Origin of the sequence: Acinetobacter sp. YH12218, from assembly GCF_013417925.1 — a bacterium.
Lineage (GTDB): Bacteria > Pseudomonadota > Gammaproteobacteria > Pseudomonadales > Moraxellaceae > Acinetobacter > Acinetobacter amyesii.
This window is the reverse complement of record NZ_VPDB01000032.1, coordinates 16,490-42,122: the sequence shown is the minus strand read 5'-3', so window position 1 is coordinate 42,122 and position 25,633 is coordinate 16,490. Positions and strand designations below refer to the sequence as shown.

General features: G+C 41.7%; 21 protein-coding genes and 2 pseudogenes. 4 read left to right on the top strand and 19 right to left on the bottom strand.

Annotated elements, in window-relative coordinates; translation table 11 throughout:
- Positions 1 to 219: pseudogene (locus tag FTV03_RS17785) on the top strand (transposase); the annotation flags it as partial.
- Between the two features lie 48 nt (positions 220 to 267).
- Here FTV03_RS17785 and FTV03_RS10425 read toward each other — a convergent pair.
- Positions 268 to 1,929 (bottom strand): acyl-CoA dehydrogenase family protein, encoded by a 1,662-nt coding sequence (locus tag FTV03_RS10425; protein WP_180041358.1) that lies wholly within the window; start codon positions 1,927 to 1,929, stop codon positions 268 to 270.
- Positions 1,930 to 2,020: 91 nt separating this feature from the next.
- Here FTV03_RS10425 and FTV03_RS10420 point away from each other — a divergent pair, with 91 nt between their 5' ends.
- Positions 2,021 to 2,629: a TetR/AcrR family transcriptional regulator gene (locus FTV03_RS10420; RefSeq protein ID WP_180041357.1), complete on the top strand. Its 609-nt coding sequence runs from the start codon at positions 2,021 to 2,023 to the stop codon at positions 2,627 to 2,629.
- Positions 2,630 to 3,224: 595 nt separating this feature from the next.
- Here the strand turns inward: FTV03_RS10420 and FTV03_RS10415 are convergent.
- A complete protein-coding gene (locus FTV03_RS10415; RefSeq protein WP_180041356.1) occupies positions 3,225 to 3,515 on the bottom strand; it encodes a hypothetical protein in 291 nt (96 codons plus the stop codon).
- Positions 3,516 to 4,546: 1,031 nt separating this feature from the next.
- Here FTV03_RS10415 and FTV03_RS10410 point away from each other — a divergent pair.
- The gene (locus FTV03_RS10410; protein WP_111884100.1) at positions 4,547 to 6,067 is read left to right on the top strand and encodes a catalase; all 1,521 of its coding nucleotides are present in this window, start codon (positions 4,547 to 4,549) and stop codon (positions 6,065 to 6,067) included.
- 82 nt (positions 6,068 to 6,149) lie between these two features.
- On the opposite strand, the gene FTV03_RS10405 is transcribed toward FTV03_RS10410, so the two are convergent.
- The 9 genes from FTV03_RS10405 to hcaE all read right to left on the bottom strand — a co-directional run bounded on the left by FTV03_RS10405 (position 6,150) and on the right by hcaE (position 15,078).
- Positions 6,150 to 7,205 (bottom strand): MBL fold metallo-hydrolase, encoded by a 1,056-nt coding sequence (locus tag FTV03_RS10405; RefSeq protein WP_180041355.1) that lies wholly within the window; start codon positions 7,203 to 7,205, stop codon positions 6,150 to 6,152.
- 60 nt (positions 7,206 to 7,265) lie between these two features.
- The gene (locus tag FTV03_RS10400; protein ID WP_078192768.1) at positions 7,266 to 8,207 is read right to left on the bottom strand and encodes a cation diffusion facilitator family transporter; all 942 of its coding nucleotides are present in this window, start codon (positions 8,205 to 8,207) and stop codon (positions 7,266 to 7,268) included.
- A 229-nt stretch (positions 8,208 to 8,436) separates the two neighbouring features.
- On the bottom strand, positions 8,437 to 9,339 hold the full coding sequence (locus FTV03_RS10395) for a DMT family transporter (protein WP_180021141.1): 903 nt from the start codon (positions 9,337 to 9,339) through the stop codon (positions 8,437 to 8,439).
- Between the two features lie 434 nt (positions 9,340 to 9,773).
- Positions 9,774 to 11,009 carry a 3-phenylpropionate/cinnamic acid dioxygenase ferredoxin--NAD(+) reductase subunit gene (hcaD, locus tag FTV03_RS10390; protein WP_180007136.1) on the bottom strand — a complete coding sequence of 412 codons (1,236 nt, stop codon included), beginning with the start codon at positions 11,007 to 11,009 and terminating at the stop codon, positions 9,774 to 9,776.
- 11 nt (positions 11,010 to 11,020) lie between these two features.
- Positions 11,021 to 11,983 carry a 3-carboxyethylcatechol 2,3-dioxygenase gene (locus FTV03_RS10385; protein ID WP_180041354.1) on the bottom strand — a complete coding sequence of 321 codons (963 nt, stop codon included), beginning with the start codon at positions 11,981 to 11,983 and terminating at the stop codon, positions 11,021 to 11,023.
- A gap of 65 nt (positions 11,984 to 12,048) precedes the next feature.
- The gene (gene hcaB / locus FTV03_RS10380; protein ID WP_078192772.1) at positions 12,049 to 12,867 is read right to left on the bottom strand and encodes a 3-phenylpropionate-dihydrodiol/cinnamic acid-dihydrodiol dehydrogenase; all 819 of its coding nucleotides are present in this window, start codon (positions 12,865 to 12,867) and stop codon (positions 12,049 to 12,051) included.
- 2 nt (positions 12,868 to 12,869) lie between these two features.
- On the bottom strand, positions 12,870 to 13,196 hold the full coding sequence (gene hcaC / locus FTV03_RS10375; RefSeq protein ID WP_067763933.1) for a 3-phenylpropionate/cinnamic acid dioxygenase ferredoxin subunit: 327 nt from the start codon (positions 13,194 to 13,196) through the stop codon (positions 12,870 to 12,872).
- Positions 13,196 to 13,714, bottom strand: a complete 519-nt coding sequence (hcaF, locus tag FTV03_RS10370; protein WP_067763936.1) for a 3-phenylpropionate/cinnamic acid dioxygenase subunit beta — start codon at positions 13,712 to 13,714, stop codon at positions 13,196 to 13,198. Before hcaF ends, hcaC begins: the two co-directional genes overlap by 1 nt.
- On the bottom strand, positions 13,711 to 15,078 hold the full coding sequence (hcaE, locus tag FTV03_RS10365; RefSeq protein WP_180041353.1) for a 3-phenylpropionate/cinnamic acid dioxygenase subunit alpha: 1,368 nt from the start codon (positions 15,076 to 15,078) through the stop codon (positions 13,711 to 13,713). The genes hcaF and hcaE overlap by 4 nt, the downstream gene beginning before the upstream one ends.
- Before the next feature lie 278 nt (positions 15,079 to 15,356).
- Here hcaE and hcaR point away from each other — a divergent pair, with 278 nt between their 5' ends.
- Positions 15,357 to 16,262, top strand: a complete 906-nt coding sequence (hcaR, locus tag FTV03_RS10360) for a DNA-binding transcriptional regulator HcaR (protein WP_180002937.1) — start codon at positions 15,357 to 15,359, stop codon at positions 16,260 to 16,262.
- Between the two features lie 406 nt (positions 16,263 to 16,668).
- Here the strand turns inward: hcaR and FTV03_RS10355 are convergent, their stop codons facing one another.
- The 8 genes and pseudogenes from FTV03_RS10355 to FTV03_RS18175 all read right to left on the bottom strand — a co-directional run bounded on the left by FTV03_RS10355 (position 16,669) and on the right by FTV03_RS18175 (position 25,247).
- On the bottom strand, positions 16,669 to 17,526 hold the full coding sequence (locus FTV03_RS10355; RefSeq protein WP_168377928.1) for an alpha/beta fold hydrolase: 858 nt from the start codon (positions 17,524 to 17,526) through the stop codon (positions 16,669 to 16,671).
- A 293-nt stretch (positions 17,527 to 17,819) separates the two neighbouring features.
- A complete protein-coding gene (locus FTV03_RS10350; RefSeq protein WP_168377929.1) occupies positions 17,820 to 19,100 on the bottom strand; it encodes an OprD family outer membrane porin in 1,281 nt (426 codons plus the stop codon).
- A 536-nt stretch (positions 19,101 to 19,636) separates the two neighbouring features.
- The gene (gene dmpG / locus FTV03_RS10345; protein ID WP_180041352.1) at positions 19,637 to 20,656 is read right to left on the bottom strand and encodes a 4-hydroxy-2-oxovalerate aldolase; all 1,020 of its coding nucleotides are present in this window, start codon (positions 20,654 to 20,656) and stop codon (positions 19,637 to 19,639) included.
- Positions 20,657 to 20,667: 11 nt separating this feature from the next.
- The gene (locus FTV03_RS10340) at positions 20,668 to 21,564 is read right to left on the bottom strand and encodes an acetaldehyde dehydrogenase (acetylating) (protein WP_180041351.1); all 897 of its coding nucleotides are present in this window, start codon (positions 21,562 to 21,564) and stop codon (positions 20,668 to 20,670) included.
- 36 nt (positions 21,565 to 21,600) lie between these two features.
- On the bottom strand, positions 21,601 to 22,398 hold the full coding sequence (gene mhpD, locus FTV03_RS10335; protein WP_078189749.1) for a 2-keto-4-pentenoate hydratase: 798 nt from the start codon (positions 22,396 to 22,398) through the stop codon (positions 21,601 to 21,603).
- 693 nt (positions 22,399 to 23,091) lie between these two features.
- The gene (locus FTV03_RS10330; protein ID WP_180041350.1) at positions 23,092 to 23,760 is read right to left on the bottom strand and encodes an HAD-IA family hydrolase; all 669 of its coding nucleotides are present in this window, start codon (positions 23,758 to 23,760) and stop codon (positions 23,092 to 23,094) included.
- Between the two features lie 151 nt (positions 23,761 to 23,911).
- The gene (locus FTV03_RS10325) at positions 23,912 to 24,883 is read right to left on the bottom strand and encodes an RluA family pseudouridine synthase (protein WP_078189751.1); all 972 of its coding nucleotides are present in this window, start codon (positions 24,881 to 24,883) and stop codon (positions 23,912 to 23,914) included.
- 55 nt (positions 24,884 to 24,938) lie between these two features.
- Positions 24,939 to 25,247: pseudogene (locus FTV03_RS18175) on the bottom strand (hypothetical protein).
- Positions 25,248 to 25,633 lie beyond the last annotated feature (386 nt).

Here is a 25,633-nt window from a genome sequence, read left to right as displayed (position 1 = left end):
GTGCTGACATGGCGAGTACAGCGTGGTACAGATGAGCAGAATATAAGAATTCGGGCATTTCTCACCCGAATTTCAGGTAGGCAACAGAAAAGGGGAAAATTAGAAAGTGCCCCTGCCATACTGGCAGGGCTTTCAATACTATTAAACACTCTTCAGTTGTTGTCAGAGTATTCGTCTGATGAGCTGAATGCGATTGCTCAGATCGCATTCAATTTATAAAAAATGTGTAGATACCTATGCCCATTAAGAGAGGGAAATACATTGTATTTAACTTGCGAAAGCCCGTTCCAACAAACGCTCTACATCGACCATTTTGGCATCCAACATCCCCACCACTTGCCCATGTTTCGCACTATAACGGCTTTGAATAAAGCCATTTGCTACATAATCAGGCGCATAGCGTTTCAATAACACCGCTTGTGCAAGTACCGTTAAACGACTGACCAAACTGCGCCCCATAAATTGTAAATCTTCAGGCGATTGATGGAACAACCTGAACAAGTCCTGCAATTCTGTTTGCAAGCTTTCATCTGTACTTGCTGTACTGGCCAAATCTTTAAACAGCACCTCAATAGATTTAGGATCACGCCCAATCGCACGCAGCACATCTAGGCACATGACATTGCCTGAACCTTCCCAAATGGTATTCACAGGTGCTTCTTTAAAGATGCGCGCCATGATGCCGTTATCGACATAGCCATTGCCGCCAAAGACTTCCATCATCTCACCAGTTAGTTCGACTGCACGTTTACAAATCCAAAACTTAGCTGCTGGGGTCATAATGCGTTTCCATGCCACAGACAAGGCATCATCTGATTCATAGCACTGCGCCAAATGAAAACTGAGCTGCGTCGCTGCTTCACTCTCTAAAGCCAAATCTGCCAAAACTGCACGCATTAAGGGTTGTTCAATCAAATGTTTACCAAAAGCCTGACGCTGACGAGTATAGGCAATGCATTGCACCAAAGCTTGACGCAGCATGGCGCTCGAACCGACCGAACAGGTCAGACGGGTATAATTCGCCATTTCAATAATGGTTGGAATGCCACGCCCTGCCTCACCAATCATAATGCCCCATGCATTTTTGAATTCGACTTCCGAGCTTGAATTACTGCGGTTACCGACTTTTTCTTTTAGGCGTTGCACCTGAATATTATTCTTCGTGCCATCTTCCAACCAACGCGGCACAAAGAAACAAGCCAAGCCATCTTGTTCGGTTTTTGCCACCACCAAATGCGCATCACACATCGGTGCAGAGAAAAACCATTTATGCCCCGTGAGTAAATAAGCTTTGCCTCGTCCTGTTTCTGCCACAGGCACAGCTATAGTTTCATTAGCACGTACATCTGAACCGCCCTGCTTTTCGGTCATGCCCATACCGAGCCAAATCGACTTTTTCTGCGCAATCGGTACATCGCGTTCATCATATTCAGTCGATAGTAGTTTCTCGCCAATTTTCGCCCATAGTTCAGGTTCGCGCTGAATGAGTGGAATACTGCCGAGCGTCATTGAATTTGGACATAAATTGCCGCACTCGACCTGACCTGCTAAATAAAAACGTGCTGCCCACTCCACCCATTTTGCCTTGGAATTTGGCTGATTAAATGGATGTGCATGGGTATCAAACTGGCGGTTGAGTCCCATCCATTTATGCCATGAAGGATGAAACTCGATAAAGTCAGTACGGCGGCCTCGCGCATCGAAGGCATGTAAAATTGGGGTATGTTTGTTGGCTAAAGCCCCATGCTGAAAGTATTCACTCGAACCTGCCACTTTGCCCATTTCGCATAAGATCGGCTGATCGTGGCTGCCATAGCGCTTTAAGATTTCATGTAAAACCGTATCGCTTGAAAATAGATTGTAGTTTTCCAGTTCATCAAATTGGTTGCTGATTTGATGCGTCATCCATGTCTGTTCTAATGTATTCATCGTCTATATTTTCCGCTTGTTCTTGTTGGCTTTTCATTTCAGTATAGAGAAAATTTAAAGCATAGACGTTCGGTTTTCCGCGCTTAAAAATATGAAGCATTCAGCCATTCAAATACGGCGTAAGCCACGTCAATCACGTGCCAAACTGACGCAAGAAGCCTTACAGGACAGTTTTGTTCGGCTTTTGCATGAGCGTCCTGCCAGCCAAATTACCATTCGGGAAATTACCGACCTTGCAGGCGTGGGCTTGGGAACGTTCTATGAATATTTTTCTAAAAAGGAAGATTTGATTGCGCTAACCATTCATTTACATGTGAAGCACAATGCCGAACAGATGAAAACTTATGCACAATCGCTGATGAAGTTATCCACAGATTTGGATTTTCAAGAGTATTTACAGCAAATCATCCACTTCCAAATTGAGCAAATTCAAGCGCAGCAGTTTTTATGGTCACAGGTGTTTTTGTTAGAACGGCAGATTTCAGATATTGAAAGTTACCGTAAGAGTTATGCCATGATGGTGCAAATGTGGCGCAGTATGCTTGAGCCATTTATACAGGATGATGAACAGCTCAAACAGATGGCTTTAAATATGCAGCGGGTGTGTTATGGCTTTGTGTCGCAAACTTTATTGATTGAGCCTGATTTTGGGGAGTGGGATGAATTAAAGCGAGATATAATTCATATGTTGCGCGATTAGACTTCGCGGACAAGTCTAATGATGTTTCAAATGCATCGGTGAATAAAATAAAGTCATGTTATTTACAAAAAATCGGCTCTTAAACCAGTTATTTTAGATATTTAGGAAATTCATTTTTACGGTAGAAGAAAATCATTCATCACTTGTTTCATCCGTCAATAAAAGTGCTTTAGAAGTTAAGCTTTTATTGCCAGCTTACTTGTCTCATTTATACGCCTTTGCAATGCTGGCCAGTTGTAAGCTCTTTAAAAATTCAGCCGTATATTTTGGACTATGGCCTAATGCACCACGATGATAGCCATTTGGGATCGCCTGATAGACTACTGGCAATTTTTATTTGCACACTTTCTGGTAATAACTTTGAGTACCAAGGTGATCGACAAATGGTCTGCGGCGCCTTAAACAAACATCAGTGTTACGGTTAGGGTCATATATTCAATCGACTGCCGTTTTAAATAGCTTGGGGATGGCCTTAAGTCTGAATTTTTTAAAAGATTGGCTGAGGTGCTTATTTTAACTAATTTTTTTATTTCTGATAAACAACGTTTACGGGCCTGATTTAGTAAAGACTGCATATCTGGACTAACCTGTTGATCTACATTGATCGATCTGCTTCGGCTGCTCCCAACAACACGCTGGGGAAAAATGCCGCTACGTTGGTATCTGGATTTGGATTGGTTTCTACGTATTCAGCAATACATTCATATTGATAACCACCCGGTGCCAAGGGTATTGCAGCGTTAAGATTCAATTCAAGCGCATCTTTTTGTCCCTGAGCTGCAACCGCAATAGCAGCTGCACCACCTTGACTATGCCCCATCACCATCCAGTCTTTATTAAATTGCCTCGGCTTCCAAGAATGCAGTGCATGTACAGAATCCACCAAATTATAAACTTAACTGACTACATTCATATAAGGGTGCAGTTTTGGCTTACCCAGTCCTTGATAATCTGTTGTAACCACTACATAGCCATGCCTCAAACAACTGTCGATTGCACCATCTATGACTAGTTGCAAACTATACACAGGCCCATTGTATAATCACTTGAAGGAGCACTTGTATCAGCCACACAGTCGTGCCATGTGCTCATGCCAATACGGTCCAGTCTTGTTTAAGTGCTTATCCTTTTGGGAGTAAAATATACCCCGAGGTCAAAATGGGTTCGCCATTAACCCCCTCAACTACGATATGCGATCACGTAAGGTTGCCTAGTATGTTGATATGATGTAGGAATCGATTCACGCTGGAGTGACAACACCTGACCTGATAACAATAAAGATAGGTGTGCCAACTAGCATCATCCCATAAAAATTTATTTACAATTTTCTAAAACAACTTAGACCACTTGCCAATATTTCTTCAGCTATATTTTTAGCTTATTTTAAGTATTAAATAATGTCTTTAATATTGAAAAACTCTCCAATATTAATAGCTCAAAAATGTCTTTCATTAACTAGAATCAGCTAAGAAAACCTATATTAAGGCCAAAATCCATAATAAAAATATGGATTTAATTAGTTCGTCCTGTTCTACCTATCATAGCAACATATTTGAGTTTAATTCATGGATAAAATATTAAAACAAAATATATAAATAAATAATATAAATTCAATAACTTAATCAATCTAATTAACCATTTATTCAAAACTATTTTTCCATTTGTCAAAAGCCACAGAAAGCTTTAGAGTCAATAAGTATATAAAGATTTTTAAGCTTTTAACGGCTACAGTTTTATGACTTTTCTTCGATTGATTGCTGCTTGAAAAATTTTAGAATGAGAGAAAAACTGTTGTCACATTGTCACTTTAAAATGAATTAACAAAACGGTTAATGTCATGTGCTGTTGAGCGTGTTATCAATTGATAAGGTTATAACTCCCAACTTTAATACATGATTATAATAATGGAGATACTCAATGAGCGACGACGTTAAAAAATGTCCTGTCACCCACCTAACAACTGATGCTGGTGCTCCTGTTGTAGATAATCAGAACAGTATGACGGCAGGTGCACGTGGTCCTTTGCTTGCCCAAGACCTATGGCTTAATGAAAAACTCGGTAATTTCGTTCGTGAAGTAATTCCAGAGCGTCGTATGCATGCCAAAGGTTCTGGTGCTTTCGGTACGTTTACCGTGACTAACGATATTACCCAATATACCCGCGCTAAAATTTTCTCAGAAGTTGGTAAAAAAACTGAACTTTTTGCTCGTTTTTCTACCGTAGCAGGTGAGCGTGGTGCTGCAGATGCAGAACGCGATATTCGTGGTTTTGCCCTTAAATTCTATACTGAAGAAGGTAACTGGGATTTAGTTGGTAATAACACCCCTGTCTTCTTCCTACGTGATGCTCGTAAATTCCCTGACTTAAACAAAGCAGTAAAACGCGATCCTAAAACCAATAAGCGTAGTGCAACTAATAACTGGGATTTTTGGACTTTACTACCTGAAGCTCTACACCAAGTTACGATTGTGATGTCTGACCGCGGTATTCCAGATGGTTACCGTCATATGCATGGTTTTGGCAGTCATACTTTCAGTTTTATTAATGCCAATAATGAACGCTTCTGGGTTAAATTCCACATGCGCACTCAACAAGGCATTAAAAACTTAACCGATGCTGAAGCTGAAGCAATTATTGCCAAAGACCGTGAAAGCTCACAAACCGATCTGTTCAATGCAATTGAACGCGGCGATTTTCCAAAATGGAAAATGTACGTTCAAATTATGCCTGAACTTGATGCAGAAAAAGTACCTTATCACCCATTTGATTTAACCAAAGTATGGCCTAAAGGCGACTATCCGTTGATTGAAGTGGGTGAATTCGAACTCAATCGTAACCCTGAAAACTATTTCCAAGATGTTGAACAAGCCGCTTTTGCACCAAGTAACTTGGTGCCGGGCATTAGCTTCTCACCTGACCGTATGCTGCAAGCGCGTTTATTCAACTATGCTGATGCTGCACGTTATCGCGTGGGTGTAAACCATTACCAAATTCCTGTAAATGCACCACGTTGCCCTGTTCATTCCAACCGTCGTGATGGTCAAGGCCGTATGGATGGTAACTATGGTGCAACACCGCATTATGAACCAAACAGCTTCAGCCAATGGCAAGAGCAACCACAATACAAAGAACCACCATTGAAAATTACTGGTGATGCTGACTTGTGGGATTATCGTGAAGATGACAGCGACTATTTCAGTCAACCACGTGCATTATTCAACTTAATGAATGATGAACAAAAACAAGCATTGTTTAATAACACTGCTGGCGCAATGGGCGATGCACTCGACTTCATTAAATACCGTCATATCCGTAACTGTTACGCATGTGATCCAGCTTATGGTGAAGGTGTTGCAAAAGCATTAGGCTTAACTGTAGCGGATGCGCAAGCTGCTCGTGCAACTGATCCAGCTCAAGGTAATCCTGGCTTGCTTTAAGTTTTATCTTTGAATAAAAAAACCACCTTTTAAGGTGGTTTTTTCTTGGCATTAAATATTCCAATTACCTTTTAATTAATCCTTAAACAATTAATTTTTTGCCTTCATGCATGGTTAAAAATGGATTCATTAACTTTGATGTTTTTCGCATTGCATGATGTAAGTCGTGTTCAGGTTGGTCTCTAGCTTCATCAGTCAACTGAAAAGTCCGATAATGCATTGCCAATGAACATTTTGACTGTAAATCTTTATGCGCCTGAAAAGCTTCTTCGGGATTCATGTGCAAATATTTCATTAAACGACGTGGCTCATAAGCTCCAATCGGTAATAACGCTACTCGGGGTGCACCTAAGCGTGTATGGATTTGTTTGAAATGTGCGGCATAGCCAGTATCTCCAGCAAAGAAGAAATGTCCTGTACTATGCACGATGGAAAAACCTCCCCATAAGGCATGATTTTGATCTCGCCAACCACGACCTGAACCATGCTGTGCAGGCGTATAAACGATACGCAAATCTTCAAACATTTCCGATTGCCACCAATCAAGTTCAATGACATTGAAATGTGTGGGTAAATAATAAGCATTGCCTAAACCAGTATAAATCGGCATAGCAAATTGTTCATGTAACCAATTCAAGGTTGCTAAATCCATATGATCATAATGATTATGGCTCAGTAAAACCCCATGAATTGTAGGTAATTCTTCTAAGGCAATTCCTGCAGGACAAGCACGTCGTGGTCCAGCCCCTTGACGTGGGCCTGCATACTCCGCCCATACAGGATCGGTCAAAAAATTATATGGCCCAATTTGAATCAAAACCGTCGCATGTCCGACAAACCAAACCAACCAATCATCCATTTTAGCCAATGGCCGATTGTGCGGAATGCTACGCGAAGAGGCAAAAAACTGTTGGTATTCTTGCTCACGATCTACTTTCCACGTGTCGCTTTTACGCGTCATGATCCATTTCAGCATATCTTTACGCGTAAACGGATCTGGATTTCGAATGGTATTAAAGAATTTTTCCCCATTAAAATGGTCGGTTGCCAGATAATCAAATACAGGCTTCGTCCACGTATGTTTCATACAACGTTCAGTACTGATTTGAAATTGTGCTGATTGAGTTTTTTGATTCATGTGTATTTAAAATTCATTCACTGTGCTGACAAACCATGCAAAGTATTTAACCTCGCAGACCTATTGATCAAGACGACCTTTCATGCGCTCAAGCCAAACCTTCCGAGATTGAGGCTTGACAAAGAGTGCCACAATTTCAGGATGAAGCTGTTTAATTTGTGCTTCAATTCTGTTGACACAAGCTTCTATATCATCTGACGTTAAATTATCTTTAAATTCAAGACTCAAAGATGCCAAAACTTGATGTGCACCCATCTGCTCTGTTAACACCCCATTGGCAGAATGCACTGCTGGATCTTGCTCTGCAACCATCAAGACATTATGCCTCAATTGTGGGTCAGCAGTTTCTCCCATGAGCAATCCTTTAGTCTCACGTGCAAGTAAAATTGCTGAAATAGCGAGTACAACCCCAATTAGAATTGATGCCAGACCATCAAGCATTGGCATATTCAGCGCGTGTGATAAATAGATACCGATCAGGGCAATAAACAGACCAATCAGCGCTGCTGAATCTTCAAATAACACGGTAAATGTCGTCGGATCTTTACTGCGTCGAAATGCTTCAAAATAGCCCTGTTTCCCTTTGATTTTACGAAATGCTTTCAATGCCACAAACCAAGAGGTCCCTTCACACAAAATCGCAATACCTAATACGATATAGTTAATCATCGGATTTTGCATTTCTTCGGGGTGATAAATATGACTAATCCCTTGATAAATCGACACGATCGCACCCAAAGCAAAGACCATCAACGCCACAATAAAAGCCCAAAAATACAGCTCTCTCCCATAGCCAAACGGATGGCGTGCATTTGCTGGCTGCTGCGATTTTTTCATACCGTAGAGCAGTAAGATTTCATTTAAAGTATCAACCACAGAGTGAATAGCTTCACTCAACATGGCCGAACTATTCGTGATATAGGCAGCGACAAACTTCACCAGTGCAATCGCTAAATTGCCGAAGAGCGCTGCATATACCACGATTTTGTTAGATTCAGACATTTAAAATTGTCCTAAATTTATTTTTATCAAACAGATCTATTTGATTTTATAACTCATTCCATAGTACTCAAACTGACTGTAGCTGTTGTTTGTTATTTTGTTGTTTTTACACCAACTGTCGATTGTTTCGACAATGCCATCATGTTCCATGTGAAACACGCTCTTTAGCGCAAAGGTATAGAAAAAAAAGAAGCCGCAGCTTCCTTATAATTCTGTAGATGTACACGGTTCAACGTACTTTATTAAAATATTGCTCGCGCCACTCTTTCCAAAAGTACATCACAATACCAAACATCACGACCACGATTCCAACAAAGGCATTGGAGCTAATATGTTCACTGTTCAACGTCGCTCCCAAAACCAATGCTATGACAGGTGTCATCACATTACTGAGTGACACCGTTGATGCCGCCAAACGTTTGATCAGCCAGAAGTAACACAGCATTGCCACAATAGATGACATGATCATGGTAAAGACAAAACCTATCATGGCACGGCCACTTGGCAATTCGGTTGGAAAATGCTGCCAGATAAAAGGAATGATGAGTACCGAACCCAAGGCAGAAACAATCAGAGAACCTGTTGCCTGAGACATTGGCTTTAACGGTGCATTAATCTGCTTCACCCAAAAAATCGAACTAATATACGACACCATGCTGATTAGCATCAGTACAACGCCAATTGGATTGACTTTGCTATCAGCAGAATCTGCAAAGACAAAAGTTAGACCACCCACTGCAACCGCCATGCCCAACCACTGCAAAGCGACCAATTTATGTGTTTTTAAAATTACATGCCCAATCAAACCGGCAATTAAGGGTGAAAAACCAAAAATCAGTGCCATTAAACCAGAGGTGAGATAATTGGCTGCGAGATAAATAAACAACTGTGCGCCAATCAAATTCAAACTCCCTGCCACATAACTTTTTAATGAGGTTTCATCAAACGGCAAAGGATCACGCATCAATTTCAACAGAAACAGCGCAATAATAGATGCGCCGAAGTAACGGATAATCAACACCCACATCGGATGTATTTCCTGCACACTCCACACAATCGCGAGCGGCGTCGTCGCCCAAATCAGTACCAAAAGAGCATATATACTTGCCGTCAGCGGCAGTGAAGATTTCATTTCATTCTCAAATTTGATTGTTCTAACGACTTAACCTGAAACCCACTATTCAGATCTGGAACTACTCGTAAGACCATTAACTAATAAAGTTTAAGACCAATTATTGTTCTCCCCTTTATCAACTAAATTGGAGGCGGTATGAATGCCACCCGATCGTTTGGGGTATAAGGACTTCTCCTCAAACGATCAATAATCTCCCCTAGCCCCTCTTTAAAAAAGAGAGGGAACCATCCAAACGAAATCCATTCTTCACAAAGACTACTCCCTCCTTTGAAAAAGGAGGGCTGGGAGGATTAAAACCGTTGAATAGATCTATATAAGCTAAAACTGTATACATGGACTACAAAAATAGCTTTATAAGTGCGATGCTAAAACTAAAGACATAAAAAAACAGACCTACGTTACCGTAAGTCTGCTCCTCTTAGACATTCAGCTTACTTTACAAGTTTACGTAAATCTTGGCTTAAATCTAAATATTTATCCGCTTCAAACGCCGCATTCTTGCTAATCAATTTTTTCAAATGACGCATCTCTTTTGCAGCATTCACCGTAATACCACCAACAATGACACCGTCAGTTACACCAAACAATACAAATGAAGACTCAGCCGCCAATTCAGGTTTAATTTCACCACGAACGATCCATTCGCTTGCAGCCATATCACCTACAAATTGATAGTTGATATTCAATTGATCTGTCCAGAACCACGCTGGATTTGGGGTTGGATGTTCTACATCCATTACATGACGAGCAAAGATACCTGCTTGCAAGTTCGCATTTTCCCAAGTTTCGACACGACGGTGGTTACCACAGTCACGAAGCTGAGTCGCAACGTCACCCGCTGCATAAATATCTGGATGCGAAGTTTGGCAGTTATTATTCACTTTAATGGCAAAATCAACGTCTAAACCTGCATCAACCGCAAGTTGAGCATTTGGCACAATGCCAATACCATAGATCACTGCATCGGCACGAAGTTCTTCACCGCCTTCAAGCGTGATCACTACTTCTTCGCCATCAAGCTTACAGTCAGCAATAGAAGTCGAAAGACGAACATCTACACCTGCAAGACGTTGCTGTGCCAATAAGAATTCACTTAAAACACGTGGAGATGAACGACCCATGACCATCGGACCCATTTCAATCACGGTCACGATACAGTCTTTAGAACGTGCTGAAGATGCAAGCTCAAGACCAATCACACCACCGCCGATCAATACAATACGGCGACCCGCTTGTAATACAGGCACCAATGCTTGTGAATCTTCAAGGTTACGTAAGGTATAAACGTGTTTACCCAAAGCATCGAAATTCGGTAAACGGCGTGCTGCACCGCCGGTTGCTAGAAGCAACTTGTCAAATGCAACAATTTCGCCATTTTTCAGTTCAACTGTTTTCGCATCGCTATGGATTTTCACAACGCCATTGCCACGAATATGTTCAACACCGAGTTCTGCCAATTTTTCTTCTGACAGAATTTCGATTTTGGTCTCTTCAGGTTTTAGAATTACGTCTTTAGACAAAGGCGGACGTTCATAAGGAAGATGTGTTTCATCACCCACCAAAATGATTTTGCCTTCATACTTGTTCGCACGGAGTTCTAAAATGGCGCTAGCACCAGCTTGACCAGCTCCAACAATAACGATGGTTTCGATACCATTTTGGCTCATGGGTTTGTTCCTTATTTCAATTCTGCAGATACGATGCCGAAGCCCGCAATCCACTCACTAATGTCTTCGTAGCAATGTGTTGTCATGTCGTATTCGCCCACTTCATGTAGTGCAGCAAAAGCAGCCATCCAAGAACGAACTTCTTGACCGCCACGACCACCTTCAACACGAATTTCAGCTTCAGTCATTGCTTCAATGGCAGCAAAGTCAGCTTTGGCAAACGTCTCAAGCAATGCACGATCCCATTCTGGGTTTAAAGGCACTGCGACAGAAGTATCACCCGCTGCGAGTTTTTGACCGACAGCAATGATTTTGCCTTGACGTGTATTACGTGCCTCTTCAGTTGGATTACGACCTGCAATCAGGAACTCTTCCACTTCTGGTGGAACTGAACCCATTTGCGGCGTTGGTGGATCATGAGACAAACCACCTGTACCCAAAACAAGTACACGTTCATTCTCTAAGTTCAATGATTTAATGAACTGACCGACTGCACGACCCAAAGCGACTGTACGCTTGGTTGTTGGCATCGGTGCAGCAGCACCATTGATAAAAATTGGAATCGTTGGATAACGATCAAGCTTGCCACCACATAGGAAATGTAATGGTTGAGTCACGCCATGATCTGCTTGCATACGGTATGAGTACGCAACATCAACACCTTCATCCAACACACGACGTACTAAATTCACTGCAGTTTCTTCAGGTACGTTGATGTGATCATTGTCTTTACCATAATCCCAATCACCTGCTGCTTTGGCACGAATACCGACGCAGAAAGATGGCATGAGGTCATAGAAGAAACCATTGAAATGGTCTGGACCAAAAGTAATGATCAATGTTGGATTATAGTCTTCAACTTCTTTAGCGAGTTTGGCAAAAGTTTCGCGAACTTTTTCCTCTTTGTATTTCTCTTGCGGAGAAGCGAATTCCATTAGGGGACTGTGCGATGCACAAATAAGTTTAACGGCCATGGGTGACTCCTAAACGGAAGGCAGCCAAGACGGCTGCCGAGTAAGTCCTTTACGTATTTGGCGAATTAAATCTCGTCAAAGAAGCCAGCACGTGGTTGTCGTAAACCACGGATACCCAGACCACATTCAGCATTAATTAAAACACCAGTTAATGGGCGGTTGTTTTGACGAGAAGCCAATAACACGTATGAACCAGTCATATCTTCAGGTTCGGGTAAGAAATTGAGCGGCATGCCGCGTGCAATCTTCTCAGGATCGCGTGCATCGAGTAGACCGAGGTTTTCTTGGCCTAAAGAAGCAGCACCTTTGATGTTTACATTCATACCCGACGGAGCAACAGCGTTCACTCGTACTTTAGGCGCAAGCTCGTAGGCTAATTCTTTCATGATCCCAACGCCAGCATGCTTAGACGCTGTGTATACAGGGCCTCCGCCTGCCGAATACAGTGCTGAGTTAGACAAAGTAAATATGATAGAACCTTCCGAAGCTATCAATGCATCAAGTGCAGCTTTGGCACCTAAGATGAGAGATTTGGTGTTAATACCCATAATCTCATCAAAAGCTTTTTCCAGCTGTTCACCCGATGTATTGACGATATCTGCGTAATGATCCCAGATACCTGCGTTTCCGACGAAACAGTCAAGTTTGCCATAATGTTCTACAGTTGCTTGAACTGCACGAACATTATCCTCATAGCTGGCTACATCTCCTGCGATCGCAAGCACGCGGTCACCAAAATGTTCTTTCAATGCATCAACTTTCGATTGAGAACGTTGAAGAACAGCAACTTGTGCACCTTCTTCTAAGAAACGTTCAACCAATGCCCAGCCTAAGCCTGAACCACCACCGGTAATAAGTGCAACTTCGCCTTGTAGCCAACCCATGATTACTCTCCTGCCATCTCTACGTATAAAGCACCATCTTCAACAATCACAGGGAATGTTTTGATAGGATCTGTTGCTGGTAAGCATAATGCTTGACCAGTTTTCAAACAGAATCGAGCCGAATGAAGTGGACATTCAACAGTGCCATCATCTTCAAGGTAACCTTCAGACATTGAAGCATTACCATGTGAACAACGGTCGTTCATCGCGAAAAATTCGCCATTGTTGTTGAATACTGCAAGCGCATCGATACCATTCACGCCGCAATCTACTTTCAATGCTTCGCCTTCGTCTAATTCGTCAACTTGGCAAACAAAAATCTTATTCATTAGAAGAACACGCTCAGGTTATGTGAGTTGTAAGTCACCTGATCAAGGGTAATCTTACGGTTGAAGATTTCGAAACCTTGCTCAGTGTCAACTTTGCGGATCTTGTCGTGACGCTTACCACAGTAGATTGTTACATCTTTCTCTTTCTGGGTACGGTACAACAAGTACGTTACGTAAACGTCGTATTCGCCTTCAACTTCTGTCGCTTCAACAATCACATTTGAAACCATGTGTGTTGTACGTGAAGGAGGTTCTTCAGCCCAAGCCATACCTGTCTCTAAACGAGCTACACGGCGTTCCAACAAATCTTTAGTATCGTTAAATACCCAAGTTGTTGGCGGCTCAATCGAACGACGACGGTCACGTGTTTGCGCGTTTGGTGTTGTGCGTAGCGTATAAGAAATATCTTCCGCTAATACAGCTAACCAATCACGGAACTTCCAATCGTCCAGCAATTTTGCTTCACGATAAAGAAACTGACTAATTTGGTGATGGAGTTCTAAACTAATTTGACTCATTTCATAAGCTCCTTCTCATATTCGTCAGCCGCAGCTTCAACGTCTTCCCATTTTTCATGAATCAGTAGGTCAGCCCAACGACGGTACATACCACGTGCAGCTGTTTCTGAGAAAATGTAGTTGGTAATGCCTGGAATGCCGTCTTCACGTACTTTCTCGTTGCCTTTACCCATTTCCATAATGAGTTTGTTTTGACGCGCTTTATAACCACGTAAAACTTTTTGAATCTCAATCCAGTTCTCAGAGTCATCTTGCTCTAGGAAACCAGCTGGACCAAATGCACGTGTTGCAGAACGTTCAAATGCTTCTTTCACTTCTTGTGATGCTTCAGCGTCTGCAATACAGAATGCCCAAACTTCAGTTTTGTTTGGACCACGTGGGTGCCATACGCGAAGTGTTGCTGTACCGTTCAACCAAGACAATGTTGGGAACATGGTGTTATGACCAGCAAGACGTAATGCACGTACTTCACCTAAACGCTCTTTAACTTCTTCGTAAGTTTCACGGAAGTAGTTTGCAACTTCACCATCTACCCATACGTTAGCATCTGGCTTTTCTGTAAAGAAGAAACCTGAACCATGACCGCGTGAACCGTACTGGATCGCGTCTTTCGCAGTTTCCCAAACTGGACGTGCAGTTTGCGCAGCGCCTAATTTCTTAGAAGCTTCGTCATCTGGTTTCGCGCCAAGTACTTGAATTGCAGATGCGTGAGAGAACAATGCATGGTATTGGTCAGATGCAAACTGTTCAGCTGCAAATTTCCAGTTACACTCGATTTCCCACTTGTGTACACCACCGATAATTTCTGTACCACCTGGACGACGGTCAAGAACACCATCTAAGTACCAAGCGATATCGCCCATGTATTCTTCTAGGTCAGGTGTTGTTTCATCCCAACAAGCGAATACTAAGCCTTTGTATGATTTAACACGGGTAACTTCAACCAGACCCCATTTCTCTTTACAAGCACCGTGCGGGAACGCGCGGTCTTCAAGTGGAATATCTTTTAAAGAACCGTCAATGCCGTAAGACCAGCCGTGGTACGGGCAAGTAAATGCACGTGTATTACCACAGTCCGCGAAGCTCACACGCATAGAGCGGTGACGACATTGGTTTAAGAATGCTTTGATTGAGCCATCTTTTTGACGTGCCACGATGATTGGATCTTCACCCATATAGGTATTGAAGAAATCGCCGGCTTTAGGAATTTGGCTCTCATGGCATAGGAATAACCATGTACGACCGAACACACGTTCTAATTCAAGTTCGTAGATGTCTGGATCTGTATAGATAGATGGCGTGATACGTCCATTTTGTGCATCGACCAAAGCATCGATTTCGCGCACATCAATTTTTCCACTCATGAAAAGCTCTCCTGTGACCATAAGGCACAAAGTAATAGACTCAACTTTTCAACGATGATGGATTTTAGACCGATTTTCGGGAAATATTTATTTTGTTTTAATTAAGAGATTTTATGGATTATTACGGTAGATTTTTTTTATGGCATTTTTTTTAAATTGCCGAGAACACCATTTATTTCGTGAATGGTAAAATAATCCTCACGCAATAGTTGTTTATAGATTATACTGAACGGACTTCTAAGTAAGACATTTTTTGGATTACTCCACGGGTTGATTATATGGAATTACGACACTTACGCTACTTTATTACTGTCGCTGAAGAACTCAATTTCAGTAAAGCTGCGTTAAAACTTTATACTGCTCAACCTTCTTTAAGCCAACAAATTAAAGATCTTGAAGAAGATGTCGGCGTAAAACTGTTGCACCGTACTAAACGTAAAGTTGAGCTCACAGAAGAAGGTGCCGTATTTCTAGAACAAGCACGTTTGACACTAGCTCAAGCAGACAAGGCCGTAGCGATGGCACGTCAGGTTTCACAAGCCAAACAGCAGATGCTGCGCATTGGTTTTGTCCCTGTCGCAGAGATGAAAATCTTCCCTTATGTGCTGCCAAATTTACGTGTTCAGAACCCAGAACTCAAGATTGAATTACTCAGTTTAAATAACCGTGATCAGATGAAATTGCTGCAAAAAGGTGAACTGGACATCACTTTTACCCGCAATAACTTCCACAGCGACGAAATTGAAAGTCAGTTTGTACTGCGTGAACCGCTGATCTTTATTTTACCCAAAGATCACCCTTTAGCGAAGTACGAGCGCATTCCAGTTAAAGCATTGAATGGGATTGATTTTATCATTCCTGCACGTGAACAATCTGGCACGTTGCATGAAGCCATTTTGGACTTTGCTTCGACCCATGATATTCAATTTAATATCGTGCAAAAAGCCGACAATATCCTGTTTAACATTAACTCCATCGGCATGGGCTTAGGCTGCACGATCCTACCGGGATACATCGCGCCATTGACCATGAACAATACCGTGATTCGTCCTTTAGATGTCGAATTACCGTATCTAGACTTGTATGTAAGTTACCGAAAAACGGCGAGTTCTGTGGCTGTAGATAAATTCCTTGAACTGCTAACCAAAGTTTTTTATCTCGATATTAATCGCGAACAGCGTTAATTTTCGCCAAGTCATAATTTATAGATATAGCACCATTATTTTTAAAATGAATAATGGTGCTTTTTTTATGGCTAAAAAGTCGCTTTTTTAATCGTTTAAATGTTTTAATCGACGCATTTTATCTATCATGCATATCGACTTGATGGAAAATAACTTATAAATTTTAGTTTAGACATTGATAAAAATTGCTAAAAATTGCCGATTTACAACTTAAGTCTAATAAATAATTCCCCTTCCCCAACCATTCAGATGAGCTTATTTTATGCCTTTTTACTGATTTAGACCGTACACTGTCGACCCATTAATGAGAATAATACTCATTTAAAGTATTTCTTTCAAAAGATTTATATAAAAAAAAGGATGGCAAAACCATCCTTTTTTTGAATTTCATGTCAGTGACAAGAAATTACACACCACGCGCTTTTAAATAATCTTTAATCACGGTGTTGAATTCTTCTGCTTTTTCAACTTGTGACCAGTGACCACATTGGCTAAAGATATGCGCATCCGCATTTGGAACTGTGTTCAAAATATCCCACGTACGAGATACTGGAATCACCACGTCTTGTACACCGTGAATCAACAATACTGGCACAGTAATGTCTTTCATTTTTTCAAAGTCGAGTGGGAATTCGAAACGGTCACGGTCGCGTGCGCCAACAACATCCATCAAACGATTTGATGCATAGTCATTTGCAGCAGAAGCGAAACGTACTTTTACCAATTCGTCTGTGATCAAGTCTTTGTTTACAACAAACATAGACAAGGTTTTCTTGATGCCTTCTTCGGTTAATACAGGGTTTGCATGTGCTTTAAGTGCTGCAGTTTGTTTAGCACCGCCTGTACCCATAGACACGATACCCAATACACGTTCTGGATAGTCCAAAGCCATTTGGAATGCTAACCAGCCACCGAGTGAGTTACCCACTAACCAAGTTTTTTCAATACCTAGGGCATCTAACGTACGTACAGCGTGATCAACCCAAGCACGGATACCATAAGCAGTATTCGGTGCAACAACAGTTTGACCATAGCCAATCGTATCGATAGCGATACAACGTGCTTGTTCACCAATTTGTGGAAGGTTTAACCACCAGTTAGCAGCAGCAGATACACCTGTACCTGAACCGTGTAAAAATAGAATTGGTGTGCCTTCACCCACTTCGTGGTAATGCGTTAATTCGCCTTCAGCAGTTTCAATCCATTTATCTTCTAAACCAAAGAATGAATCAGTTGTATAGTCAGGAATCTGAACAGTGCTCATACATGCTCCTCGTATTGCGTAGAGCTTATGTTTCAATCCATAACGGATTTAAACACAAGGGGGACTCTTTTGGATTTTGTGGTTTTTACAGTCTCATATTACCTGTTCAGCCACTGCTAACTGATACATATTTACGATCATAAACAACAAATAGACTATAATTTAAGTTATTGTTTTTAAATACATAACTCAAAAATATATCCATAAAATCTTTGAGGTATTTCTTTTTTAAATAAACCAGCGAATAAAAAGGGAAGCAATGAATCCACTTCCCTCTTTTTTATCCTGAGAAATTAGAACTTATAGGTATAAGTTGTCGCGACACGGTACTCTTGCAAGTCAGATTTGTAATCGAAATCGGCATCGATATACATTGCCTGGAAGCCTAAGCCCTTCAACTTACCTTCAGGCACGGTGTAGTTCACGATTAAGTTAAGCTCATCAGATTTTTGATCTTTCAGGATGCCATTTGCAGTACCAATTTCTGCATCAGAACCTGTAAAGTAAACCGCTGTAGCATTTAGGCCTTTCGCACCAAGCTCTGCAAAGTCATAACCATACGTAAAGCCCCATGATTTTTCATTTTTTGCAGTAAATGTTGCTATACCCCAGTTGACTAAGTACGGCTGCGGCACCCATCCACCCAGTGTTGGGAATGCATTATCACCAAACATTTGTTGATAACCCAAACCAAAGGTATGCGAACCGTAATTCACTTTCGCACCAACCGATAACGCTTGGTTATCAATTTCGCCATATAGTTTGTCACCCGAATCCGAGTTATCGAAGTAACGGATATGGCTATCCAGTTTGGCTTTGTCACCTAACTTGGTTTTATAGTTCGCGCCGACATATTGCTGTGTGTAGATGTCTTGAACATCGGCATACCAGTAGCTACCACCAATTTCAGGTGTGAATTGATGGTCAATACCCGCAATATACATACCATCAGAAGTTGGCCCAAGATCATAATGACCCATGGTGCCATCTGGTAATCTTTTACCTGGAGCGAACATTGATAAATCACGGAATTGGTTGTCATAACGGTTATTGATCCCGTCAATGTATGCCAAAGTTAACTTAGTATCTTTAATCTCTTTCGACTCTAACCATGCACCGCTATAAGTTGTCATTAGCTGACGAGATGGATCGAAAACCAACACTGGAGAAACTGGTAATAACTCACCCACTTTCAACTCAGTTTCAGATACTTTGGCTTTAAGGGTCACGCCCACTTTACCAAAGTTATCTTTTGATTCTTTACCATCGTGCGGCAAGATCCAGTCTGGGTTTTTATCGCGTGCATTAAGTTTAAATGCATGTTGAACCAAAAGGTCAGCACCCACTTGAATACCTGCACCAATATCTTGATACCCTGACTTGGCATCCAAAGTCACACCCTGTGACCATGAACCCCAGTTACCCGCCGGATTTTCTTTAATTTGACGGTCTAAGTAGAAGTTTTTAAATTTCAATTGTACTTGGCTGTCGTCAACAAAGTCCGCATAAGTTGCAGATGTTCCTAATGTTGCTGTCGCAGCAAGAATTGCTATCCATAAATTTTGACGACGCATGGCTTATTCCCAGTGATCAAATTAAGCTATGACATCATCATGCTCAACAATACCTTGGAAAAAAATCCGACTACAGTATTAAGGTTTATCAGGCTTTTGTGCGACTTGAACTTTGGAAGCTATTTCTGCTTATTTTCCTTAGAGATTAAAACAATAACTCTTTTTTATCATTTAGAACAACTGATTAAATTAACCCCATGTTTTATTAACATAAAATTTAAAGTTTTTTATTTTTTGCAATTACATGCGCTGTATTAATTGCTTTTAAGTTTAAACAAAGTTTTTTGCTGAGATTTATCCTTATTTGAGTTATAAAATTTAGCTATGACATGATATTTAATTTATATAATCATCAACAACTTAAAGTTAAATTTCACCACCATGACTGCTCGAAATCGACCATTGGTTCGCAGAATTTTTCTTATTTCAATCCGCTTTCTATGCATCAATTCAATCTCAACTAAAAACCAAGCCCATATAGTCAGTTGAGACATAAAAAAAGCGCCCATTTCGGGCGCTTTTTGACTTAAAGCAAATTAAGCATTGGCTTCTTTTGCTTTAGACATGGTCAATGCCAAGTCTTCAATCATATCTTCTTGACCACCAACCGTACCACGACGACCAAGCTCAAGAAGAATTTCACGAGCAGATACGCCGTATTTCGCTTCAGCGCGTTTTGCGAACAATAGGAATGAAGAATACACACCTGCATAACCTAAAGTTGCTGCATCACGGTCAGCACGGATTGGTTGCTGCATCATCGGTACAATCAGCTCTTCAGCAATATCTTGCACTTTAAACAAGTCTACGCCAGTGTCCATACCCATACGGTTCGCCACTGCAACAAATAGTTCTAGTGGTGTATTACCGGCACCAGCACCCAAACCCGCAGAGGCTAAATCGACACGTTTTGCACCCGCATCAACGGCTGCAATCGAGTTTGCCACACCCATACCTAGGTTATGGTGACCATGGAAACCGATTTCGATGTCTGAACCCAGGTTGGCACGTAAAATACCTACGCGGTCAGTCACGTCTTGAGGAAGCATGTAACCTGCAGAATCCGTTACATAGATACAGTTTGCACCGTAAGACACCATTTTTTGTGCTTCTTCCAACAGTTTTTCTGGAGAAGCCATGTGTGCCATCATCAAGAAGCCCACAGTGTCCATACCGAGTTTACGTGCAGCAGTAATGTGCTGTTCAGAAACGTCAGCTTCAGTTGAATGCGTTGCCACACGAATGGTAGAAACACCAACATCATGCGCCATTTGCAAGTGATCAACCGTACCAATACCCGGCAGTAAAAGTGCAGATACTTTTGCCTGTTTCAGGTTTGGAATCACTGCCTTCAAATATTCTTCATCGGTTGCCGCTGCAAAACCGTAGTTCACAGAGTTACCGCCCAAGCCGTCACCGTGTGTAACTTCAATTAAAGGGACACCTGCATCATCCAGAGCAGTTGCAATCGCAACCATTTGCTCAGGTGTAGTTTGATGGCGCATTGGGTGCATGCCATCACGTAAAGTCATATCATTAATAATAATCTTAGACATGAAGATGCTCCTTATGCTTCAACTGCGTTTAAAACACGTTCTGCAAACATTTCTGCGGTACGCGCAGCTGCTGCAGTCATAATGTCGAGGTTACCGGCATATTTAGGCAGGTAATCGCCCAGGCCTTCAACTTCCAGGAAGATGGATACACGGTTACCATCAAATACTGGACCGTTTACCAGTTTGTAACCTGGCACGTATTTTTGAACTTCCTTGATCATCGCATGCACAGATTCTGTGATTGCAGCCTGATCTGGCTCACCTTCAACCAGACAGTGAACCGTATCACGCATCATCAGTGGTGGCTCTGCCGGGTTAATAATGATGATCGCTTTACCTGCTTTAGCACCACCGACTTTTTCAATCGCACCGGCTGTGGTACGGGTGAATTCGTCAATGTTTTTACGTGTGCCCGGACCTACAGATTTAGTCGATACAGTCGCGATGATTTCACCATATTCAACCGGTTGCACACGCGAAATTGCAGCCACCATAGGAATAGTCGCCTGACCGCCACAAGTCACCATGTTCACGTTTGGCACTTCGCCTGCGTCCAACAAAGCTTCCAGGTTTACTGGTGGTACGCAGAATGGACCGATTGCAGCAGGTGTTAAGTCAATCATTAACACGCCAAGTTCATTTAATTTGCGGCTGTTTTCAGCATGAACATAGGCAGAAGTTGCATCAAATGCGATTTTAATGTCGTCTTCAATTACGTGTGCAAGTAAACCATCTACGCCTTCAGCAGTGGTTTTTAAACCCATTTTAGCAGCGCGAGCCAAACCTTCAGACGTCGGGTCAATACCAACCATCCATACTGGTTCTAAAAATTCGCTGCGTTGAAGTTTGTAAAGCAAGTCAGTACCAATGTTCCCTGGACCGATCAATGCACATTTAATCTTTTTCATGAATGTGTACTCTTAAAAATTCCATAAAACCCAAGCTTATTTCGCTGCAAATGCTGCAGTCACAGAACCAAAGCCTTCAATTTCAACTTTGAATTCATCACCAGGATTTGCCACAACCATTGGGCCTAAGGCACCGGTCAATACGATGTCACCTGCAAGCAATGGACGACCACGACGAACCATTTCGTCAGCCAACCACACTGCTGCATTTAATGGGTTAGAAAGACACGCTTTACCCACACCTTGTGAAACCACTTCTTCACCACGAGTCATGACCATTTTGCAATTTACAAGGTCAAGATCTGCAAGTTTTACAGGCTTAGAACCCAGTACAAAACCTGCTGAAGATGCGTTATCTGCCACAGTATCAATCAACGAGATTTTCCAGTTTTCGATACGGCTATCGACCACTTCAATGGCAGGCAGTGCATATTCTGTTGCACTAATAATGTCTGCATAGGTGTGTTTTTCTTTGGTCAAATCTTGGTTAATCACCAAAGCAATTTCTGCTTCAACTTTTGGCTGAATCAATAAACCAGCAGGGATTTCTTCACCATCGCCATACGCCATGTCAGCAAACAACATACCGAAGTCAGGTTGATCAACGCCTAACTGCGCTTGTACAACTTTTGAAGTTAAGCCAATTTTACGACCTACAAGGCGACGACCTTCTGCCACCGCACGTTTGGTATTCACTTCTTGAACGGCATAAGCAATATCTACATCAGCACTTTCACCACCAAGTTGTGGACGGATCGGTGCAATCGCAGCCTGATTTACTTCCGCATCGCGTAATGCTTGCGCAACTGATTCAACAACAGCAGAATTCGACATCAATGTTTCCTTAAACTGCAAAAATTGGATGCACAACGTGTTTCATCCCGATCACCATCAAAATCAAAGTGATGAAAGTCATGTCAGGATTCGCCTAAAGCATTTCACTTGACATACTACACGTTATGTTTAGATGCATTTAGCATCGAGATTTTAGAAAGTGAATACCAATACTTATTTTATTTATGACTATAGCTATTAGCTATAAATTAATCATTATTTATTATTAATATTCAAAAACTTAAGTCAAAATAATTAAATAAAATTCACTATTTTTTTCGCCCTTAAATCTGAATCTCTACTAAAAAACTTGGCTTATACGACTAAAAGATAAGATTAAAAGATTATTTTAGCGTCAGGCCAACTTTTACGCATAGGTGTTCAATTTTATCTGATTTAGTTTAATAAATTGAAAATTTAAAAATAAATCAATAAACAACAATAAGATAAAACCAAAAATTCAAACAAAAAATCTATTCCAGCTTGTGGTAAAAGGCCAAATAGTTGCGCTCAACTTTTTAAGGTAAATTTGCTAGAAGACTGCTTGTTATTGTAGAAAAATCTAGTGTTATCAGTTTTTTAAGATAATTCAGCTCAATGCATTTCAAAAAATACAGAGGATGCGTTGCCATTTACTGGACAATAAAAAAGGTGAAAACCAGTTTCACCCTTTTTACTCGTTTGCTTCCGCAACTAGACAGCGAGACGCAATTTCACGTGTTCCAGCAGAAATTCCGTCAAATCATCGACTGTATGTGCAATATGTAAGGGCTGAAAATGCTGCAGCGTTTCTACCGTATGCACCCCATAGCTCACGCCTACACGCGGCATCTGAATATTCAGTGCCATTTCCAAGTCATACGACGTATCACCAACCATAATGGCTTGATCGGCACGTAGTCCTGTTTCCGCCAAAATTTCTGCCAACATCAACGGATCTGGCTTAGATTTGGTTTCACTGGCTGCACGTGTCGCACGAAACAACTCATGACTTTGCGTTTGAGCCAAGACACGGTCTAGACCTTTACGACTTTTTCCTGTTGCAACAGCCAATTGTAGACCGGCATCGCGTAATTCCTGCAACATATCCGCGACACCATCAAACCACATATCCCCTTTGGAATGGGCCACATAGTGATCGGCATAACTTTGCAAAATTTCGCTGTGCAATTCAGGAACCGTCGGAAATAACCGCTGTGCGACTTCCGGCAGCCCTAAACCAATAATACTTTTCGCATCAGCATCGGTCAGCGGCTGTGAATATTGATCTGCTGCAAATTTTAAACTCGCTACAATTTGACCCACAGAATCAAATAAAGTGCCATCCCAATCGAAAATGACTAGTTTTACAGCTGAGTTCATACGTTTTCCTAGATTTGATTCAGTGTTTGGTAATTCAGATTCTGGAGTGCATCAATTTATTTACCTCACCCCGGCCCTCTCCTTAAAGGAGAGGGAGAAAGAAAACTTACGAAGCAGTCCTGCTCAGGGAGAGAAGTCTCGTATTTAAAACTTACTCGTCATCTTCTGAAGACTTCACCACTTTGTCGGCTTTTTGCGCGCGTAGCTGCGCCACAAGGCTTTGCATATCTTCTGGCAATGGCGCTTCAATGGTTTGGTAACCCGGAATTTCTAAACGCATAGCATGCAGACATAAACGACGTGGCTTTGGACCACGGTATTCAGTTTCATGACCGTATTTTTCATCGCCCACCAATGGATGACCAATACTTAAACCATGTACACGGATCTGATGGGTACGGCCCGAAAGTGGAGACGCATACACCAAGGTGGCATGCATAAAACGTTCTTTCACGTTCCACAGCGTCTTCGACTCTTTACCTTCTTTAGGTGATACACGAACACGACGCTCGCCATTTGCCAGTTCGTAACGATGCAAAGGCTGATCAATGAGCTGCTTATCCAAACTCACCACGCCTTTCACCACAGCAGCATAAGTTTTTTGGATTTTGTGCTCACGTAACATGTCTTGCAGGCTTTTTAACACACTACGTTTTTTCGAAATCATCACCAAACCAGAAGTGTCGCGGTCAATTCGGTGAATCAGCTCAAGGTATTTCTTCCCTGTTGCGGCACGTAAACCTTCGATCAAGCCATACGCCACACCACTACCGCCGTGAACAGCAATACCAGAAGGTTTGTTTACCACCATTAAGCCTTCATCTTCATACACCACACGGCTCAGTAAACTTTGCGCGACTTTATCCGATACAGGAACCGCAGACTCATCTTTTTGCTCATAACGAATTGGAGCAACTCGAACTTGGTCACCAATATTGAGTTTGGTTTCCGCTTTGACGCGTTTTTTATTGACGCGGACTTGGCTTTCACGAATCAGACGATAAATGCGACTTTTAGGCACACCTTTCAGACGACTAAACAGGAAATTATCAATACGTTGACCCGCCTGATGCTCGTCCACTTCAAACCAGGTGACGCTTTGCCATTCTTGCGTAGAATTCATACAGTTACTGTGACCTAAAAAAATACTAAAATTGATTAAAAATTGATCATTTAAGCTATACTTTTCGCAAGAAACATAAGCTTAGCCCATAGGCAGATGATGCAAGGTTTGATATAGTCAGCGCACGGAAACCACCGTAACTGAGTAAAAGTTGATTCATTTCAGTATTTACTGTCATTGAACTTTCAAGCAATTACTCATTTAGCTCGGAAAGGTCCCAAAAGAATTATGCCGACGCCGAAGGCTTATTATATCGGCAAAACTGCAAACTGTTGCGTTTAATTGTGCCGTAGGTACATAAAACAGTTTGCCCCAAAAAAATATGTGCCAACCAAGGTTGGTTTTTAAACGTAAACTGATACACATCAGACCAGTCGCTCCCTGGAAATCGTGTTCAGGCCACAACGTTTGATGCATTGGATCTGCACAGTTTGTAAAGGTACGATGATAATTCCGTATCAAGACGCTCTATCAGATATGAATGGATGCTCTTCGAGCAATGTGACAGTGAAAGTTACTCACATCCAATGCACCGTTTGTCCGCCAGTGAAACGCGTTCAGGTGACTTTAATCGTTTAAAAGATTGAAGCCGTATTGCCATCATCAATACGTGAATCAAAAACCGTTGCCCGCCCAAAGAAGGTCGGTACACATGCACAGATGATGTTTTTCGATCTGTGCAACTTGATCCATGCTATCTGATGCTCGCTACGAGTCAGGCGATGTTCTTCTGTGTATCACTATTAGGTG

Excerpts from the sequence above, each read along its gene's own strand:
- FTV03_RS10425 (WP_180041358.1), bottom strand. The coding sequence starts at position 1,929 with ATGAATACATTAGAACAGACATGGATGACGCATCAAATCAGCAACCAA.
- FTV03_RS10420 (WP_180041357.1), top strand. The coding sequence starts at position 2,021 with ATGAAGCATTCAGCCATTCAAATACGGCGTAAGCCACGTCAATCACGT.
- FTV03_RS10410 (WP_111884100.1), top strand. The coding sequence starts at position 4,547 with ATGAGCGACGACGTTAAAAAATGTCCTGTCACCCACCTAACAACTGAT.
- FTV03_RS10405 (WP_180041355.1), bottom strand. The coding sequence starts at position 7,205 with ATGAATCAAAAAACTCAATCAGCACAATTTCAAATCAGTACTGAACGT.
- FTV03_RS10400 (WP_078192768.1), bottom strand. The coding sequence starts at position 8,207 with ATGTCTGAATCTAACAAAATCGTGGTATATGCAGCGCTCTTCGGCAAT.
- FTV03_RS10395 (WP_180021141.1), bottom strand. The coding sequence starts at position 9,339 with ATGAAATCTTCACTGCCGCTGACGGCAAGTATATATGCTCTTTTGGTA.
- hcaD (WP_180007136.1), bottom strand. The coding sequence starts at position 11,009 with ATGAGCCAAAATGGTATCGAAACCATCGTTATTGTTGGAGCTGGTCAA.
- FTV03_RS10385 (WP_180041354.1), bottom strand. The coding sequence starts at position 11,983 with ATGGCCGTTAAACTTATTTGTGCATCGCACAGTCCCCTAATGGAATTC.
- hcaB (WP_078192772.1), bottom strand. The coding sequence starts at position 12,867 with ATGGGTTGGCTACAAGGCGAAGTTGCACTTATTACCGGTGGTGGTTCA.
- hcaC (WP_067763933.1), bottom strand. The coding sequence starts at position 13,196 with ATGAATAAGATTTTTGTTTGCCAAGTTGACGAATTAGACGAAGGCGAA.
- hcaF (WP_067763936.1), bottom strand. The coding sequence starts at position 13,714 with ATGAGTCAAATTAGTTTAGAACTCCATCACCAAATTAGTCAGTTTCTT.
- hcaE (WP_180041353.1), bottom strand. The coding sequence starts at position 15,078 with ATGAGTGGAAAAATTGATGTGCGCGAAATCGATGCTTTGGTCGATGCA.
- hcaR (WP_180002937.1), top strand. The coding sequence starts at position 15,357 with ATGGAATTACGACACTTACGCTACTTTATTACTGTCGCTGAAGAACTC.
- FTV03_RS10355 (WP_168377928.1), bottom strand. The coding sequence starts at position 17,526 with ATGAGCACTGTTCAGATTCCTGACTATACAACTGATTCATTCTTTGGT.
- FTV03_RS10350 (WP_168377929.1), bottom strand. The coding sequence starts at position 19,100 with ATGCGTCGTCAAAATTTATGGATAGCAATTCTTGCTGCGACAGCAACA.
- dmpG (WP_180041352.1), bottom strand. The coding sequence starts at position 20,656 with ATGTCTAAGATTATTATTAATGATATGACTTTACGTGATGGCATGCAC.
- FTV03_RS10340 (WP_180041351.1), bottom strand. The coding sequence starts at position 21,564 with ATGAAAAAGATTAAATGTGCATTGATCGGTCCAGGGAACATTGGTACT.
- mhpD (WP_078189749.1), bottom strand. The coding sequence starts at position 22,398 with ATGTCGAATTCTGCTGTTGTTGAATCAGTTGCGCAAGCATTACGCGAT.
- FTV03_RS10330 (WP_180041350.1), bottom strand. The coding sequence starts at position 23,760 with ATGAACTCAGCTGTAAAACTAGTCATTTTCGATTGGGATGGCACTTTA.
- FTV03_RS10325 (WP_078189751.1), bottom strand. The coding sequence starts at position 24,883 with ATGAATTCTACGCAAGAATGGCAAAGCGTCACCTGGTTTGAAGTGGAC.